Here is a 16316-nt window from a genome sequence, read left to right as displayed (position 1 = left end):
CTATGAAACGCGTCGTTATTACAGGTCTTTCTGTGGTTTCACCGCTGGGTTGCGATAAGGAACAGTTCTGGCAGCGTCTGACCCGCGGAGAGTCTGGTATTAATACATTAACTAAGCTGGATGCGTCGCTGTATCCGCGTCCGCTGGCTGCAGAAGTGAGCGGCTGGGACACGACACCTGAAAGTCAGGATCCGTCATTACGCCCATTTGGTCAGGCTGTAGCATATACCGTGGCTGCCAGCCGGATGGCGCTTGCGGATGCCGGGTTCAGCCAACTTGCACCAGACAATGATTATGGTGTGATTGTCGGAACGACGATGGGAAATCAGGACATCGTTGAACGGGCGATTGATCAGTATCATCTGACTGAAGACAGCCCCGCCAGCACGATAAGCGGCCAAGAACTGGATTATTTTTCACCGTCACTGCTGAGCGCTGAAATTATGCAGCGGTTTGGTTTTCAGGGAAGTTCGATGACGTTGGCCAATGCCTGTGCTGCGGGAAACTATTCTGTTGGATTGGCATTTGACCGCATCCGAAGTGGGCGGAATCAGATGATCCTTGCCGGCGGAGCCGATCCGTTCAGCCGCACCTGCTACACCATTTTCCACCGTTTAAATGCCTCAACAGCTGAGACCTGTCGCCCGTTTGATAAAGCGCGGGACGGCATGGTCGTCGGGGAAGGGGCCGCCATGCTGGTTCTGGAAGAGTATGAACATGCGATTGCCCGTGGTGCAAAAATTTATGCCGAAGTGAAAGGCTATGCGCTGACCTGCGATGCCCATCATGCCACCGCACCGCATCCGGAAGGAGAAGGGGCCGTAATGGCCATGCAGCAGGCCTTGGCAATGGCTGCCCTGAAACCGAAAGACATTGATTATGTGAGCGCCCATGGCACCGGCACCAGTGCGAATGACATCTCAGAAGCGATTGCGATGCACAGCGTCTTCGGCGATGCATTGAAGCAGACGCCAGTGAGCTCCGTGAAATCAATGCTTGGCCATTGTATGGGCGCTGCCAGCGCCATTGAAGCGGTTGTTTGTGCGCTGGCACTGGATCGTCAGACACTGCCACCCACCATGAATACATCTGAGATTGACCCGGCGTTTCCTGTGGCATTCGATGTTATTCCGGGAGAGAGCCGTCAGGCTCAGGTCAATCATATCCTGAGCAATGCGTTTGCATTCGGCGGTAATGTTTCGTCGGTGATCTTCAGCAAGCTGGAAGAAGGAGTGCAGTCATGAATTACAGTTTTGATGCCATTGTTTTTAAAAGCCCCGGCGGTGAGAGTCCGGCGAAACTCGGTGATGCGCTGAATGAGCAGGCGTTCGCGGGTCAGTTCAGGAATTATGATGAACTGAAATCACTGGGGAAGAGCCGTCATCTGAGTGCGGCGACACGGCTGCTAAGCTCGACTGCGCTGAAGTTGACTGAGCACGAAGACATTGCTTTGTCTGTGAATGCCCGGCCACATCAGGTCGGTGTGTATATCGCCTGTGAAAACATCAATCTTGAAGATGATTTTGAGTTCGATTTGTGCGCGAAAAATTATGGACCGGATTATGTGAGTCCCCTGAAAGCGCCCAATACACTCGCGAATGCTGTTGGCAGTCATTTCGCACGCTTTGTTGGCATTAAAGGTCCGAACTGCACGGTGTCTGCCGGGCGGCTCAGTGTGTTTCAGGCATTGGATACGGCCATGATGCATCTTGATAATGGTTCGGTTGAAAAGGCCATTGTTGGGGCCGTCGAAGTGGTTTCACCTTACCACAGTCGCTTGTCTGTGCCTGGCCGGGAAATAGCGGTGGCATCCGCGCTGAGACGCGGTCATGTTGAAGACACCGTTGTGTTTTATCCGCCGATCATCCGAATGGCGGTGAACCATGAAGCCTCCATTGCACAGTCCGTATCCGAACTGGCTCGAAGAAATCTGGGCGGTAAACCCATCGATGAAATTTGGGTTTCCGGTCAGCGTTTGCTGAATCAGGAGCGTCTGCTTCAGAAATTACAGGATGCCGGACTTCATCCGCACCTGATTGTTTTTTCAGAGGAACATTTTGATGGCGAATGCGCCAATGGACTCCTGCTTGCAGCATTGGCGGAGGAAAAACTGACAGAGGCGGCATCGGCTGATGACGCGCAACAACGCGCGATTGTGATTCTTGAATTGGATGATCATGGTCAGTTTTCTCTGTTGCTGATGGAGGGTCGCTGAGATGTCATCTGTGACAAGTGCACAATCAGCGGCGATTGATGTGTCCGATCTCGATGTGAAAACTTTAATCCCGCACCGGGAGCCGTTTTTATTGATTGACGGACTTGAAGACTATCAGCCCGGGGAATCTCTGACCGCAGTGAAATTGGTGAGAGAGGATGAGTTCTGGGTTGCGGGTCACTTTCCTGAGTTTCCGGTGATGCCTGGGGTTTTGGTCGTGGAAGCATTAGCACAGACTTGCGCGGCATTTATGGCGCTCGGACAGGCGCAAAAGGATGCCCGATCGGACTTGTATGTCTTGCTGAAAACGAATGTGCGTTACCCAAAGCCAGTTTTACCTGGGGTCAGGCTTCAACTGACAGTCCAGTTGGATATAGCATCCGATGCGTTACATGTATTTAAGGTGAAAGCTTTTCATGGCAAAACCGTGTGTGTTCGCGGTGAACTTGCGGTGGGGATTGCTCCCCGAGAAAAAGTGATCCCAGCTTGACCCCTGTGACACGCTGGTGGTCAGTTGAAGTCTAAATCACGTGGTTCAGGGATCATCCAGCGATGGGTGATCCCTCATCCTGTTACGACAAATTAGACTCAATCTCAGATGGAATAGATGACGCCAGAAGTTTTGGAACATGAAATTCATTGATTGAGAATCGGACAAATATTAAGGCGAAAGCAGCAGAAAGTTTGTTTTTAAATTTTGGGATATGCGCTGAAGTTCATCACTTGAGAATTCGCGATGCAAGATGAATACAAGTAACCTCCAGAGTGCAAAAAACAGTCGCTCAGATGTATTCACTTTTATTGATTAGGGTAAAAATTAAATGGCTGAGTTTATCTCGATTTTTATGGCCGCATGTTTAATGCTGGTCTCTTTGATTCATGTTTACTGGGCCTTGGGGGGCCGGAAAGGGATATTCAACGCAATACCGGTCGAAGGCGGAGAACGTTCTTTTACGCCCGGAGCATTCATTACATTTGTGGTCGCATTCGGCCTTTTCTTATTTTCTGTTTTATCATTATCTTTGGTCGGAATCATTCCGTTGCCGGGTTTCCTGACCCATTATCTTTCAGCGGTCGGGTTTATCGTCTCGGGAATATTCTTTCTCAGATCGCTGGGCGATTTTCGATTGGTCGGCTTCAGTAAAAAAGTGAAGGGAAGTGCGTTTGCGACCTGGGATAGCTGGGTTTATTCACCGCTTTGTTTGCTTCTTGGGGCAGGTTATCTTTATTTGTCTTTCATCAGGTAAACATTATTTATGTCCGATCGCTTGCAGACACAACAAACGCTGATCATTGGTGCAGGGATAGCTGGTTTAACCCTTGCAAATCTTTTATCTCAAAGAAACTTACCATTCACGATTGCTGAAAAATCGGAAGAAATACGTGCGGTGGGCGCTGGGATTATCCTGCCGCCGAATGCTATGCGTATTTTGGATGTGTTGGGTTTTTCTCAGCAGATTGAGCAACACGGACATGAAATACATCGATTTTCTATTCATTCCAAGCAGGGGAAGACGCTCAATCAGATTCAGGTCAATCATGCGGGTCAGGGGAGTGCTGTTGCCATTCCCAGAAGCTGTTTACATCAGCTTCTGGCGGACGCAATTGAACCATCACAATTACATTTAGGGCATGGACTTGAATCCCTTCATCCGGTGGAAAAATCTTGTGAATTTGAAAATGGATTGAATTGTCATTATGACGTGTTGGTTGGTGCAGATGGGATTCGAAGCCGGGTCCGGGAACAGATTTTTGGTCAGGAACCGCTCAGGGATGCCCGACAGTTTTGTTTTCGGGGATTGGTGACTTTGCCTGATGCAGAAGGGCTTTCTCATCAGTTTTATGAACTTTGGGGGATTGGATTGCGTTTCGGTTTTGTCCGAGTCAATGCGGCACAATTTTACTGGTATGCGACCTTGTCTGAGCTGCCAGCTCAGATGGTATCAGACCGCCCCATTGAGATGTTGCGGAAAGTCTTTTCGGACTGGTGGTGGCCAGTGAAAAGCTTGCTGGATGCGCAACAGGAAGATGCTTTGATCGAAACGCCATTGTTTGACCGGAAACCGAAGCAACAATGGCACAACGACAACGGTGTGGTATTGCTTGGGGATGCGATCCATCCAACAACGCCAAACCTTGGACAAGGCGCAGCCATGGCCATTGAAAGTGCTTACAGTCTGGCCGAAGCGATTGCGGAGAATCCGGTGTCTCCGGACTTTTCATCTTATGTCCATGCACGCCGCAATCGCACTGCGATGATCAATCAGCAATCGTGGATGATTGGGCAGTTAGCCAATGTCCGGCACCCGATGCTGTGTCGGTTGAGGGAAATGGCAATGAGTCTGGCGACAGATCGGATCGCAACGGCGCAATACCGCAAGATGATCAATTGGATGCCGGACTCTCTGGCTGCCGGTTCTTCAAAGCCTTAAGATGCCTGACAGAACCTGAACCGGATTCATCATTCTTGAAAGACACCTGATTCTGAAACAGTTTTCGTTCATAATCTGCTGCCAGTAGGAAATGGGTAGATGGAGCGAACCATGATATCGGCAATCTTGTTGGCAGGTATGATACAAAGCTTGATGCTGAGTGTGTTTCTGGTTGGAAAGAGCAAGACGCAACCCTTGTTCTGGTTGCTTGCAATGATTCATCTGTGTTTTGCTCTGGACCTGAGTTTGGTGATGGCGTGGCAGGAGCACTGGGTCTCATCACGATGGAACATGATGTGGCCGCTGCTGTATCCGGTCTTGTTCTATTTGTTCATACGGCAGTGTTTAACCGACACCAAGCTGGCCTGGCGGGATGTTGTCCATTTTCTTCCGCTGTGCATGATGAGCCTCATTTGTGTTGATTTAATCATGTCACCGGCAAATACCTTGCTGACGACAAGGCATTTATTGGTGGCCTTCAGTCTGGTGGTGTTTTATCTGGGTTACTGTCTGGCAGGTATGCGCTTGGTCTGGCGATATCAAATCCGGCAGAGTACGTATCAAGCGAACCTTTCAAATGCGAACGTCACGGTATTATGGGGCATGTGTGGCAGTCTGCTGCTGGCATTGATCATGGTATTACCGCAAGCCACATTCAATAGTGATGTACCGCTGCCGTATCTCGCGGTTTCTTTGCTGCTTTTTGTCATCACTTGCGCGTTACTTCTTCGCCCGGCTTTGCTTCACTTTGAAGTCTGGGCTGAGTCGGATGTTGAAACGGCCGCCATACAACCTGATGAAGTGATGATGGCACTCAGTCAGGACATTCTCCAGCTCATGGACAGTCAGCAATACTTCCTGAAACCTGAACTCAGTCTGGCGTCGTTGGCCGATGAAATTGGGGTGAAACCTTATCTGCTGAGTCAGGTGCTGAATCAGGTCATGGGCATGAAATTCTACGATTTAGTGAATCGTCGACGTATTGCCTATATCTGTGCGCGGATGGAAAAACAGCCATCAAAGGCGGTTTTGGATCTGGCATTCGAAGCAGGATTCAACTCGAAATCAACCTTCAATGCAGCTTTTAAAAAATATCAGTCATGTACGCCATCACAGTATAAAACCCGGTTGAAAAGTACGAATTCGTAAATTCGGACGTCTGATTCACTAATCCGGACGCTTTTTCAGGGGGGCTTCTTCATGCTGGATTTCCAGGAAAAAGGAGAAGTACATGAAATTGAAACCGATTTATCAAGCCTTATGGATGTCTGTGATTGTGGGAGTGGCCGGGTGTGATTCAGAGGATTCCCCCGCTGAAACAACTGTGACAGAACCCGTGGCTGAACATGTTTATCCCGCACCGGGTGGCCAGTATCAGGTTGGTGTGAAAGCGATCGATATTCTGGATGCCGGGCCAGATGGCATGAGCCCGGTGCCCAATGAAACACGCCGATTGCCGATCAAAGTGTTTTATCCGACGGAGGAAAATACCGGGACCTATCGAAACTACTTCGATTCGTGGGGACATCAGGTTGCGTTTCTGGAAAAGAATCGTCCTCAGGGCGCGCCAATCCACCCGAATCAGTTTGATTTACAGGGCATTCAGTCCTGGTCGCAGGGTGATGTCGCGATAGCCAAGGCGACATCAGGCCAGGGCTGGCCAATCTTATTCTATTCCCACGGTGCTTTGTTATTTGAAGTGGATAATACGGAGCTCTTAGAGGATCTGGCCAGCCGGGGTTATGTCGTCGTTTCAATCAATCATCCCTATATTGCCGGTGCCGCCAGTTTTCAGGACGGCAGTGTCGTGAACGTCTACTTGCCGGAAGGGACGTCGAATGTGAGAACGGAGAAAGGTTCAGCTTATTTTAACGAGGTCGTGGCACCGCAGATTACCCATGATGTGACTTATGTTTATCAGTGGTTGTCCTGGCATCAGGAAGTGTTTGATTATCAACTGGATGACACCAGAATCGGGACGCTGGGTTTCAGCCTGGGCGGTTCGGCAGCAATGAACAGCTGTGCTCAAATTGCTGCCTGTGTTGCCAGTGCAAATATGGACGGTCTGTTGCTCGGAGACATTCGATATCAGCCGCTGAATAAGCCTTTATTGTTGCTCCAGACACCGGAGCAGGAGTTATCGGAGGCATTTGCAGACAATGGCCATGATACTTTCCTGTTCACAATACAGAAAACCACGCATCAGGATTTCATGGATCAGAATCGTTGGGTACTGGGTTATCCGTCTCAGGTTGACATTGATCAGATACATGCCATCAAGAAACAAAGTATGGCGACTTTTTTTGATCATTATCTGAAAGGGGAGACTGTTCTCTGGCCGGAATATGACGGCTTAACACTGGCGGAGAAATAAAGGGCTGTTACCTTTGCTCGCTGTCTTTAAGGGGATTAAATCCTTCAAATCAAGTTTGTGAAAGAAAGCTAAATCTGGTTCTTTCATGGCTTGGACCAATAGGCTTTCACAGGGTATTCAAAAGAAAAGTAGATACGTGCACGGTAAATTGTCGTGAGTTTTTAAATGTCAGGCGGCCTTCTACAGGCCGCCTGTTGCTTGTAAGAGGTTGATTTATTTTATTTCACTGCCAATTTCCTGCGTCCGGTTCGAGTCTTCCGTGGGTGGCCCCGGCTGCGTGAAGGCCGCAATCACGGAAGTCGCACACCGGGAAGCATGCTCAACAATCAAGTCCAAAGCGCTGGTAAACAGGAAGTTACCGTTGGTAATTTCTCCTAAAGCAAACATGCTTGCGTGGGCGAAGCCCCGGCTATCCAGCACCTGATAAGTTTCGTTGAGGATTTGTAAGCCACCATGCGGATGACAGCGGGCAAGTCCAGACGCAAACATCTGATTCAGTAACGGGGAGTCCGCCTGATTCAGATGACGGGCATTGCCGGTGGCATACACAATCACATCATCGGGCGTCTCCGCATCTGAACCCATCTGATAACTGAGCTGGCCGGATTGAACGGCTGCCAGCAGTTTTTCCGCATTGACCTTCGGAATCGAAACCCGCAACGCCATCGCGTTGGACCAGTGCGTGTCCAATGCCCGCTCTTTTTCGGCGTCGGTCAGTTTCCGCCAGATGACATCCAGTGCCGCATTTGCACTGTACAGAATTGCCTGCCAGCCACGCGGCCCGCTGGCCCGTTGAATTTCATCCTGCAGGAAGCGCCCAAAGTCATGGACGGGGGGCGTCGGGAACCGGACAGACTCTGGCGTGTCTTCAAAGTTCGCCCGATAGTGTTGCAGCTCTTGGTGGAACAGCAAGGCTAAATCAGCCAGCGTCAGTGTTTCATAATGTTGCTCAATGTAGCGCTTGGATAAAAACTGGTTATGGTATGCGCCTTGTGTACCCCGGACGCTGGGGAAGAATCCGCCTCTGGAGCGGAACCGAATTTTCCCCTGATGGCCATGTTCAAGAAGGCCGATTGCCATGTCGATGGCGCTGAGACGTGCGCCAACAATGGTGACATCATCCTGTGGATCAATCGCACCTACGACAGATCGCACAGGATAAGGGCTTGAAAAGACTTTATTTGCCGGTTGTGCGTTCTCCATGATTTTCGTGTGCGTCCCGCAGGCCAGAATGACGGCATCAGCAAAATACCGGTGTCCGCATTCGGTTGAGATTGTATATCCGTCAGTGTCGTTATCCGGATGGATGGCGGCAGCTGAGGCAGCGACAGTGACGATGAATATATTCTTTTCTGCGGCCTGCCGGATCACCCGGTGATAGCGATCCTGCATGTAACGCCCGAACAACGGACGGGGGGCATAAGTGGATGTGCTGATGCTCAGATTAGGGAAATCCGGCTGCCATTTGAATGGATACGCATTCAGCCACTGCATGAAATCCCCTGGCTGACCCGGTAAACCTGAGATCAGACCGGCCTGCGTATTGAGCAGGTTCGAATGACTGTCGTCTGCATAGGCATTGCCGACGCCCCAGACACTCTTTTTTTCCATAACCAGAAGAATGACATCCTGATGTTTCCGGGGTTGCCAATGCCGGGTAAACGCATCGATGAAAGCCAGTGAAGATGCGCCGCCACCGATCAACGTGAATGTGATACGTGCCATCGTGCTAAGCCTCATTTGAGTCTGTGGATGTAAAAATCAAGCTTCGAATGCCCAGTCCCAGTCCAAGGAGGGTGACAGAGCTGATGAGCGCCGAGTCTGTTTCAAGAAACTGACTGATCAGGCCCGCCCAGAAAGCGCCGGACGCCTGAGCCAGATACATCACAATCAGATAGATGGCGATCACCCGAGAAAGAATTTCTCGTGAAAATGCGGACTGTATTTCGCCATTGAGCAAGGTGACGGCCATGCTCCAGCTCAGACCGAAAACCATGAGCGCGGCGAAAATGACGGTCAGATGACTGCTGAGCCAAATGGTCGCAATGGCTGAAGCCATCAGGCCATAACATAACCAATAGCCATGCTGGCTGTGACGTAACTTCAGGACCACAGGCAGAACGAGCACGGTCAGCAGGGCACCCAGACCGGTCGCACCCATAAGTGTCCCTTGACCTGCCGTGCTCTGATTCAGATGATATTTCGCGATGAAAGGCATCATGGACCAGATCACACTGCCTGCGAAAAACAAGATGCAGGCATCAAAGGTACAGCGACGAAACAGAGGTGAGGCCGCAATATGCTGCCATGCATCGCGCATGGAAACAAAAGCTGGCGGACTGGCTGTCGCAGAACGCTCGTTGTAAAACCCCCAGAAAAAATAGACGGAAACAGCCAGTAACATGGCTGCCGTGAGCAGATAAACCTCCGCATAGGCCAGAACAAGCAGTAGTGTACCGGCGACGGCTGGCCCCGTAGCGCGGGCAATATTAAACCCGAGGTTATTGAGCACGGCAGCATGTTTCACCTGTTCCCGGGGTACGGTTAATGCGATCCCAGCTTGTGCCACCGGCATCCGAAAGACAGTGGCCACAGAAAAAGCAGCCGTCACCGCGATCAGTAATGCCGGGGATAACAGCCCCCACCCAGTGGCGGCTGCAAGCGTCAGTGAAACCAGCCCTAGGCTGAGTTGAGCCATGGTCAGGACCAGCGGTTTGCTGTATCTGTCGCCAACCTGGCCAGCCAGAATCCCAAACACAAGAAATGGCAGCGTGGCAGCCACCTGGACCAGTGAATTCATCACGGCAGAGGTCGACAGATGCGTTAATGCAATAGAAGAGGTCGTATTCTGAATCCAGATAGCGCCATTGCTGATGATATTCGCCAGCCAGAAATGGCGATACTGCGGGTTTTTGGCAACCGCGATTAGTTCTGCGTGCACGTCGCGACCTCCTCTGTCCGGGTTGACCAGATGAATTCACTGGCTGCCCAGTGCGCGATATCCCGAAACAATGTTTCCATTTCGGCTTCGCTGTTTGCTTTGGCAACCACATGCAGCAGTGCATCATTCGACATGGTCATGGCCTGGTAGTGATGTCCGGAAATTGCTCTGGATTGAAACTTGACGATTCCCGGGTGCTGAAAAGTCGGGACTCCTTTACAGGTTAAATGGCCGGACTGGGGGGGGAGCTGAAAGCGCCCCCCAACCTGCATAGGAAAACGGCTCGGTTCACAGAGGGCTTCCGAGGTGAACTCAGCGTGTAAATAAGCTTCAACAACGTTCACGGCATAAGCAAGTTCTACTTCCGTGAGCAGATCGTTGCCCCCAAGGCGGCAGGCGATTTCACACAGGGTGATTTGCTGATCGTTGTCAACGAAGCATTCGATATGGAACAGGGAATGCTGCGGGGTCGGGAATACTTGCTCGAGTAAATAGCGGCTGAATGCAGTTAAAGGTCGATAAAGAGGGTTTGATTCAGACAGCGTATACGAGCCGAGACTTTGACCACCGACAAAATCCATACAGTTCCCGACATAGCGGGCAGGACTGGAAATCAAGACGTTTCCGTTGACCACAAGCCCATCAATATGGAACACCTCGCCCTCAATGAAGGGTTCGATGATCATATCTGTTGGGTCAATCTCAGTTCTGATTTCAGACCACTGTTCGAACGATTCGATGCGTAATGTTTGCTGCGATCCCCGCCCGGCTGCAGGCTTGATGACGATGGGATAGGGTAGAGATGGCCAGTGTTTCACCTGACTGGCATCCTGTGGCATCGCAACCATGACACCATAACGTGCAGCATGTTGTTTCATCAGGATTTTATCTCTGAACAAAATGGCTTGTTCGAAATGCTGTCCGGGAAGATGGAGGATTTCACGGATTTGTGCCGCCCGGAGTATGTCGCCTTCCGAAAAAGCGAGCACTTTTTCAATGGCTGGTCGTGTTTTGATGGTGGCGACAAACTGCAGTAGTGCTGTCGCAGTGTGTGAAAAATAGTCATCCAGTTCGAGAATGTGACCGAACTGAGGCACCAGAACGTCTCTTTCTTCAGCTGTGAGCTGCTCTGTGATGAGCAGGGTGTTTTCAGGGAAATACATTGCCCGGATAGAGGGCTTGATGGATAGGATAAATTTCTTACTGGATAAAATGAGCGTTGTCATGGCGATCCTTCTTTTATTTTCAATAGGTTCAGAGTGATTGTTTATTATTTTGCTTTTTTGGCAGTCATACGGTCCGGTATTTACCAGATATACCAGTTTATATGACTGAAGATCGTGATGGATACTTGCCCATTCAGCAGAGAAATGGAACCCCTGTGGTCAACGGATATGCAACAGTGTGATCATGATCGGCTTACATGAAAGATTGACTGTGATGATACGTTGAACTGTGCATTTGCAATGATGACCAAGCTGTGTTGACAGGTGTGAAAATACTTTGCTGTTTATTCTGACATTGATGGAAAGTGTTCTATGCTTTCATAGGTTTAGTCATCCTGCTGCGAATTGAGCTGTTTCGCTTGGGGCGCTCAAAAAGGAGTTGTAATGAAGGTACTGAAGAAACCACGCAAGCAGCCATTCAACTTGATGCCCGTCGCAGTCGCATTGACCCTTGCGCTGGGCATGTTTGCTGCGGGTCCAGCTGATGCGGAAGCACCACTCACACCGCTGACAAAACAAATTAACCAGGGCAACTGGCTGGCTCAGGATGAAGCGGAAACGCTGCGGGATGAGTTGTTTTATCAACGGGCTGTTCATGCCTATATGACGATGCAGCCCGCGTTGAATGTGATCGGCATGCGGGATGGATCCGAAGCTGAATTCGGGAAGGGATATCAGGTGCTGCCGATCTGGAAACAGCGGATGGACAGCCGTACGCTGGTGCCAACACCGAATGCTGATGTGATTTATTCCATGAGTTATCTGGATCTGAAAGAAACCGGTCCGCTGGTCGTCAAAGCGCCACCGAATGTGATTGGGATGTTTACCGACTTTTTCCAGCGCACGATTACCGATGTGGGTGCCATTGGGCCTGACCGGGCAAGAGGCGGTTTATATTTGCTGCTGCCACCCGGTTATCAGGGGCATGTGCCCAGCAGCTATTTTGCATTTGAGTCCTCGACCTATAATGTGTTCCTGTTTTTCCGGACAGTGATGAAAAAAGGTGAAGGGAAACCGGATCCGGTGCCAGCGGTTCAGTTGGCTGAAACCACGCGGGTGTATCCGCTTTGGGCAGAAGAGAAAAATATTAAACCGATGGAATTTCCGGATGCCAGCGGCAAGCCACTCAACATGATGTATCCGGTGGATAATACGTATTGGGACAAACTGAAAGCATTTGTGGATTATGAACCGGTGACTGCCATTGATCCTGAATTACGCGGTGTGCTTGCATCGATTGGGATTGTGAAAGGTCAGCCCTTTGAACCCACTCAAAAACAGCAGGAATTACTGAAAAAAGCGGTTGAAACGGCACCGAAGATGATTCTTGCTATGCGGCAATTGGGGCGTGAAGACGAACGCAACCGCTATTATAAAGATCGTCAGTGGGAACGCGCCTGGGGCGCTGGCACCGCAGAATGGATGCAGGAAAGTTATCTGGATGTGGATCAACGTGCCGCATTCTTCCAGTATGCCTATTCTTCGGCGCCCGCCATGGTGATGAGAACCACAGGGGCGGGTTCAAAATATCCCTATACTACCCGTGATGCCGATGGCGATTTTCTCAATGGTTCGAACAGCTATCGCCTTCATCTGCCGAAAGATATTCCTGCGGCATTGTTTTGGGCTGTGACCGCTTATAACATCACCGATGGCACCATGCCGGAAACAGATCAATTACTGCCCTCAACCAATGGCTATTACGATATTCCAAAGAATAAGGATGGCTCGATTGATATCTGGTTTGGCCCGAGTAAGCCGAAAGATGTGGTTGATGCCGCCTTTATCCAAACGGTTCCGGGACGTGATTATCTGGTTGCGCTACGGCTTTATGGCGCCATGGATGCTTTTTATGATCAAACCTGGAAACCAGACGACATTGTGAAAGTGAAGTAAACGGGTCCGTTGTTCGATCACTCAGGCACAGTCGCGTTGACTGTGCCTGATTTTGATCACAGGACCGATCCAATCGGGTGGATCGCACGTATCGAAGCGGCGTGCGAAGATATGGGTTTCAAAGTGCCCCCGATCAACAGAAGAAAAAGGAAGTTGCGTGTCGAATCGATTCAAAAATGTAACCGTAGAACCCTGCAAAACATCAGATTCAGTGAGCCGGGATCAGGCAAGTACGATGTGTTCGGATTGGGCGCATAAGAAACAGAATTCTCTCTGTTCATTGATTGTGGAGGTCTCCGCATGAGTCAGTTAATGGAAGGGACCGATGGCAAGCTGCGTTGCGGATGGTGCAGTGCAACCGAAGCCTATATCGACTATCACGATCGTGAATGGGGTTATCCGGTGGGTGACGACCAGCGGCTGTTTGAAAAAATTTGTCTGGAAGGGTTTCAGTCGGGCCTGAGCTGGCGAACCATTCTGGCCAAGCGGGAGAATTTCAGACAAGCTTTTCAACAGTTTGATTTCTATCAGGTCGCCAAATTTACGGAAAAAGATGTGGAAAGGTTACTTCAGGATGAAGGCATTGTCCGGCATCGGGGAAAAATTGAAGCCACCATCAATAATGCCAGGTGCGCCATCGAGATGGTGCAAACAGAAGGTTCGCTGGCAGCATTTTTCTGGCGATACGAACCTAATACCACCGAGGTGATCCCGCAAACCTTATCTGTGTCGGATGAATCCAAAGCGATTTCAAAAGAACTCAAGAAACGGGGCTGGAAATTCGTAGGACCAACCACGGTCTACGCATTTATGCAGGCGATGGGACTGATCAATGATCACGCAGAAGACTGCGCGTTTCGGGAAGAAGCTGAACGTATCCGGCAGAACTTTAGCCGGCCTTCTTGAATCTTGCGAACATTCCGTGCTCAGCACTCAGTGGCTTTGATCATTGAATTGCGGTGCGTCATCGCTACTGAAACCAGCAAAATTTCCTTTATTGATTGATCACGCCTTTGCGTAGAATCAAGCTCCCATAGGGCCTGAATTCAGCGCACTGGATAATCACAAAAGCTGTCTGTGCCCGGTTGTAAAAATCAAACCGTTCCAGAGAAGAGGGCTGCTGACCGGCATTGACGCGCACAATGTCGGGCAAAAACGCGGTGGCCCATTCGCTTTCAAGCACCATTGGTGATGTGAGCTGAGGGGGGGATTTGTTTATGCTGAAAAATGTCTGTTCCGGGAATAAATAGGATCTTGTAAGTGAACGCTTTCTCCGGACCTTCTGCTCATAATGTTGGACTGTCACGGAAAACGTAACTGATGTGATCCGGCACTTTCATGTATGATGCACGGCGAATCATGTTCAGGCTGATTGGATGGATAGATTGTGAATGAAACCATCTGGACAGACTGAAGTTGCTGAATTTAACATTTCGTGCGCTGACAGGGAGATAGAGCGGTGTTTGGTATTGAAAACTTGTGGTTGTTTGTGTTGTCTGGTTTGTTACTCAATCTGATTCCCGGACCTGATTCTCTGCTCATCGCCAGTCGTGCAGCGTCGCAGGGATTTAAAGCAGGGTCTGCCGCAGCACTCGGGATAGGTACAGGTACCATGATTCACATTGTTGCTGCAGCGCTGGGATTGTCTGCTGTATTAGCGACTTCTGCGACTGCTTTCACAGTGGTGAAAGTTCTGGGTGGTGTCTACCTGATCTATATGGCGTTTAGTATGCTCAGAAGCAATGGCGGTGATGAGAAGCCCGTATGTTTTCAAAAATCAAAAGCATCCTTTAAGCGAATCTACACACAGGGATTGATGACGAATGTCTTTAATCCAAAAATCGCAGTCTTTTTTCTGGCATTTATGCCGCAGTTCATCTCTGCTTCCAGCGAGCATAAGGCTTTGGCGTTTATTGTTCTGGGGCTGATTTTTAACGTCAATGGCATGCTCTGGTGCCACTTGCTTGCCTGGGGATCAGCTTCTTTGAGCAATAAGTTACAGGTAAATAATTCTGTGAAGAAATGGCTGTCCCGCTTGACCGCTACACTGTTCGGTGTATTCGGGGTCCGGCTGCTGGTGGCCTCACAGTATTAAAATCCCTGTAGTACACCTTATGCACAGAATGTGGGTTTGTAATTAAGAAAGCTCTCAGTCGCTGGTGTCAATGTAATGGCATCATATATCGGCACGGCAGCGCCGAGAGCTGTGATTTAACAACGTTGAGCTTGTTGATCGGCTTAATAACCATTCATAACAAACACACCGCTATCAAATTACAGATTAATATTGATCAATCAGTGCTTGAATGGCTGGATCAATGCTCGCAATGATGTCCATTGCTTCACGGACAGATTTTCCTCCGGGTGCGGCTGATCCGGGTCGGCACCATATTCTAATAGAACTTTCACCACATCATATTGATATGGCTTGCCTCTAATTGCCATTCTCAAAGCACTTAAGGAATCTATCCCCCCGGTGTTCAAGGGTCTCTTTTGCACCGTTGTCCAGCAAGAGCCGCATTGCCGGGACATTTCTTTGCCGCACGGCATAAATCAGCGGTGTATAGCCATAGCTATCAATTGCATTGACGTCCAATCCTTGCTCAATGAGAAATTGGATTGATTCCGGGGGAGTATCACCATCTGAGAGTTGATGTAGTTACGTCCATTTATCATTTTCAGTAACCCTATGAATATTGCAGCCTTGAGCTATCCACTCTTGAACTTGAGCTATTTGGCCTTTCCTCAATGCTTTGTACAATTTGTATTCTGGTCTTTCTGTATATTTCATATTATTGCCTTTGCTCTAGGAATTCTTCCATATGCTCAATGATTTTTTCTAACTCATCATACCCCGGCTTTTCATTCCTGTGACTCAAATTTGGCCCTTCTTCTTCGATCTGGAAGTAATCCGGGCGGGAATTCACAAAATCATTCAACTCTGCCTGAGTCATCCCCAGTTCTTCGGCTGCACGCAGGATACGTCGGTTTTCTACACCGAATTTATGCCCGTAGTGCCATTTTCAGCAAACATGCTGGCACTGACTTTAATCTTCCATCTGAGTCCGTGATAACAGCGACACTCAAAATCAATAAGAATGACAAAAAGGGAAAAGAAGTAGAAATAACAGGCCACATTGAGGTAATCACAGATACAGGGCCGGAGCATACTTTGTTAACTCGATTTTACAGTGCCAAATAACAAGGTTGAGCGGTAATTATCACAGTAACT

14 protein-coding genes and 2 pseudogenes are annotated in these 16316 nt (G+C 49.5%); 10 read left to right on the top strand and 6 right to left on the bottom strand.

Translation table 11 applies throughout. The annotated features are described in order from the left end of the window. Positions 1–2 precede the first annotated feature (2 nt). The 7 genes from Q4579_RS18125 to Q4579_RS18095 all read left to right on the top strand — a co-directional run bounded on the left by Q4579_RS18125 (position 3) and on the right by Q4579_RS18095 (position 7021). Positions 3–1244 (top strand): beta-ketoacyl synthase, encoded by a 1242-nt coding sequence (locus Q4579_RS18125; RefSeq protein ID WP_303566093.1) that lies wholly within the window; start codon positions 3–5, stop codon positions 1242–1244. After that, positions 1241–2215, top strand: coding sequence for a beta-ketoacyl synthase N-terminal-like domain-containing protein (locus Q4579_RS18120; RefSeq protein WP_303566092.1), 975 nt, complete (start codon positions 1241–1243; stop codon positions 2213–2215). Before Q4579_RS18125 ends, Q4579_RS18120 begins: the two co-directional genes overlap by 4 nt. A 1-nt stretch (position 2216) precedes the next feature. Next, complete coding sequence (locus tag Q4579_RS18115) at positions 2217–2705, top strand: 3-hydroxyacyl-ACP dehydratase FabZ family protein (protein WP_303566091.1); 489 nt, start codon at positions 2217–2219, stop codon at positions 2703–2705. Positions 2706–3036: 331 nt separating this feature from the next. Continuing rightward, positions 3037–3462: a DUF3995 domain-containing protein gene (locus Q4579_RS18110; RefSeq protein ID WP_303566090.1), complete on the top strand. Its 426-nt coding sequence runs from the start codon at positions 3037–3039 to the stop codon at positions 3460–3462. 9 nt (positions 3463–3471) lie between these two features. Then, complete coding sequence (locus tag Q4579_RS18105) at positions 3472–4647, top strand: FAD-dependent monooxygenase (RefSeq protein WP_303566089.1); 1176 nt, start codon at positions 3472–3474, stop codon at positions 4645–4647. Between the two features lie 99 nt (positions 4648–4746). Then, the gene (locus Q4579_RS18100; RefSeq protein ID WP_303566087.1) at positions 4747–5796 is read left to right on the top strand and encodes an AraC family transcriptional regulator; all 1050 of its coding nucleotides are present in this window, start codon (positions 4747–4749) and stop codon (positions 5794–5796) included. Positions 5797–5878: 82 nt separating this feature from the next. Next, a complete protein-coding gene (locus tag Q4579_RS18095; RefSeq protein WP_303566085.1) occupies positions 5879–7021 on the top strand; it encodes a hypothetical protein in 1143 nt (380 codons plus the stop codon). Positions 7022–7234: 213 nt separating this feature from the next. On the opposite strand, the gene Q4579_RS18090 is transcribed toward Q4579_RS18095, so the two are convergent. The 3 genes from Q4579_RS18090 to Q4579_RS18080 are packed head-to-tail and all read right to left on the bottom strand — an operon-like array spanning position 7235 to position 11188. After that, positions 7235–8746 carry an FAD/NAD(P)-binding protein gene (locus tag Q4579_RS18090; protein ID WP_303566084.1) on the bottom strand — a complete coding sequence of 504 codons (1512 nt, stop codon included), beginning with the start codon at positions 8744–8746 and terminating at the stop codon, positions 7235–7237. A 4-nt stretch (positions 8747–8750) separates the two neighbouring features. Then, complete coding sequence (locus Q4579_RS18085; protein ID WP_303566083.1) at positions 8751–9962, bottom strand: MFS transporter; 1212 nt, start codon at positions 9960–9962, stop codon at positions 8751–8753. Next, positions 9947–11188 carry an acetyl-CoA carboxylase biotin carboxylase subunit family protein gene (locus tag Q4579_RS18080; protein WP_303566081.1) on the bottom strand — a complete coding sequence of 414 codons (1242 nt, stop codon included), beginning with the start codon at positions 11186–11188 and terminating at the stop codon, positions 9947–9949. The genes Q4579_RS18085 and Q4579_RS18080 overlap by 16 nt, the downstream gene beginning before the upstream one ends. Positions 11189–11572: 384 nt before the next feature. Between Q4579_RS18080 and Q4579_RS18075 the strand changes: the two genes are divergently transcribed. Together Q4579_RS18075 and Q4579_RS18070 are read left to right on the top strand one after the other, a co-directional pair. Further along, a complete protein-coding gene (locus Q4579_RS18075; RefSeq protein WP_303566080.1) occupies positions 11573–13084 on the top strand; it encodes a DUF1254 domain-containing protein in 1512 nt (503 codons plus the stop codon). Between the two features lie 300 nt (positions 13085–13384). Next, positions 13385–13990: a DNA-3-methyladenine glycosylase I gene (locus Q4579_RS18070; protein WP_303566079.1), complete on the top strand. Its 606-nt coding sequence runs from the start codon at positions 13385–13387 to the stop codon at positions 13988–13990. Between the two features lie 88 nt (positions 13991–14078). Here the strand turns inward: Q4579_RS18070 and Q4579_RS23100 are convergent, their stop codons facing one another. Continuing rightward, a complete protein-coding gene (locus Q4579_RS23100) occupies positions 14079–14270 on the bottom strand; it encodes an RbsD/FucU domain-containing protein (protein ID WP_368502003.1) in 192 nt (63 codons plus the stop codon). 273 nt (positions 14271–14543) lie between these two features. Between Q4579_RS23100 and Q4579_RS18065 the strand changes: the two genes are divergently transcribed. Next, positions 14544–15179, top strand: a complete 636-nt coding sequence (locus Q4579_RS18065) for a LysE family translocator (protein WP_303566078.1) — start codon at positions 14544–14546, stop codon at positions 15177–15179. Between the two features lie 339 nt (positions 15180–15518). Here the strand turns inward: Q4579_RS18065 and Q4579_RS23095 are convergent. Further along, positions 15519–15707: pseudogene (locus tag Q4579_RS23095) on the bottom strand (ankyrin repeat domain-containing protein); the annotation flags it as partial. A gap of 169 nt (positions 15708–15876) precedes the next feature. After that, a pseudogene (locus tag Q4579_RS18060) lies at positions 15877–16095 on the bottom strand (GH-E family nuclease); the annotation flags it as partial. Between the last annotated feature and the right edge of the window lie 221 nt (positions 16096–16316).

It is taken from the genome of Photobacterium sp. 1_MG-2023 (genome assembly GCF_030547945.1).
In the GTDB taxonomy this organism is placed as follows: Bacteria; Pseudomonadota; Gammaproteobacteria; order Enterobacterales; family Vibrionaceae; genus Photobacterium.
The sequence above is the reverse complement of the archived record's forward strand: the minus strand, read 5'-3'. Positions and strand labels throughout refer to the sequence as shown.

Excerpts from the sequence above, each read along its gene's own strand:
- Q4579_RS18125 (WP_303566093.1), top strand. The coding sequence starts at position 3 with ATGAAACGCGTCGTTATTACAGGTCTTTCTGTGGTTTCACCGCTGGGT.
- Q4579_RS18120 (WP_303566092.1), top strand. The coding sequence starts at position 1,241 with ATGAATTACAGTTTTGATGCCATTGTTTTTAAAAGCCCCGGCGGTGAG.
- Q4579_RS18115 (WP_303566091.1), top strand. The coding sequence starts at position 2,217 with ATGTCATCTGTGACAAGTGCACAATCAGCGGCGATTGATGTGTCCGAT.
- Q4579_RS18110 (WP_303566090.1), top strand. The coding sequence starts at position 3,037 with ATGGCTGAGTTTATCTCGATTTTTATGGCCGCATGTTTAATGCTGGTC.
- Q4579_RS18105 (WP_303566089.1), top strand. The coding sequence starts at position 3,472 with ATGTCCGATCGCTTGCAGACACAACAAACGCTGATCATTGGTGCAGGG.
- Q4579_RS18100 (WP_303566087.1), top strand. The coding sequence starts at position 4,747 with ATGGAGCGAACCATGATATCGGCAATCTTGTTGGCAGGTATGATACAA.
- Q4579_RS18095 (WP_303566085.1), top strand. The coding sequence starts at position 5,879 with ATGAAATTGAAACCGATTTATCAAGCCTTATGGATGTCTGTGATTGTG.
- Q4579_RS18090 (WP_303566084.1), bottom strand. The coding sequence starts at position 8,746 with ATGGCACGTATCACATTCACGTTGATCGGTGGCGGCGCATCTTCACTG.
- Q4579_RS18080 (WP_303566081.1), bottom strand. The coding sequence starts at position 11,188 with ATGACAACGCTCATTTTATCCAGTAAGAAATTTATCCTATCCATCAAG.
- Q4579_RS18075 (WP_303566080.1), top strand. The coding sequence starts at position 11,573 with ATGAAGGTACTGAAGAAACCACGCAAGCAGCCATTCAACTTGATGCCC.
- Q4579_RS18070 (WP_303566079.1), top strand. The coding sequence starts at position 13,385 with ATGAGTCAGTTAATGGAAGGGACCGATGGCAAGCTGCGTTGCGGATGG.
- Q4579_RS23100 (WP_368502003.1), bottom strand. The coding sequence starts at position 14,270 with ATGGTGCTTGAAAGCGAATGGGCCACCGCGTTTTTGCCCGACATTGTG.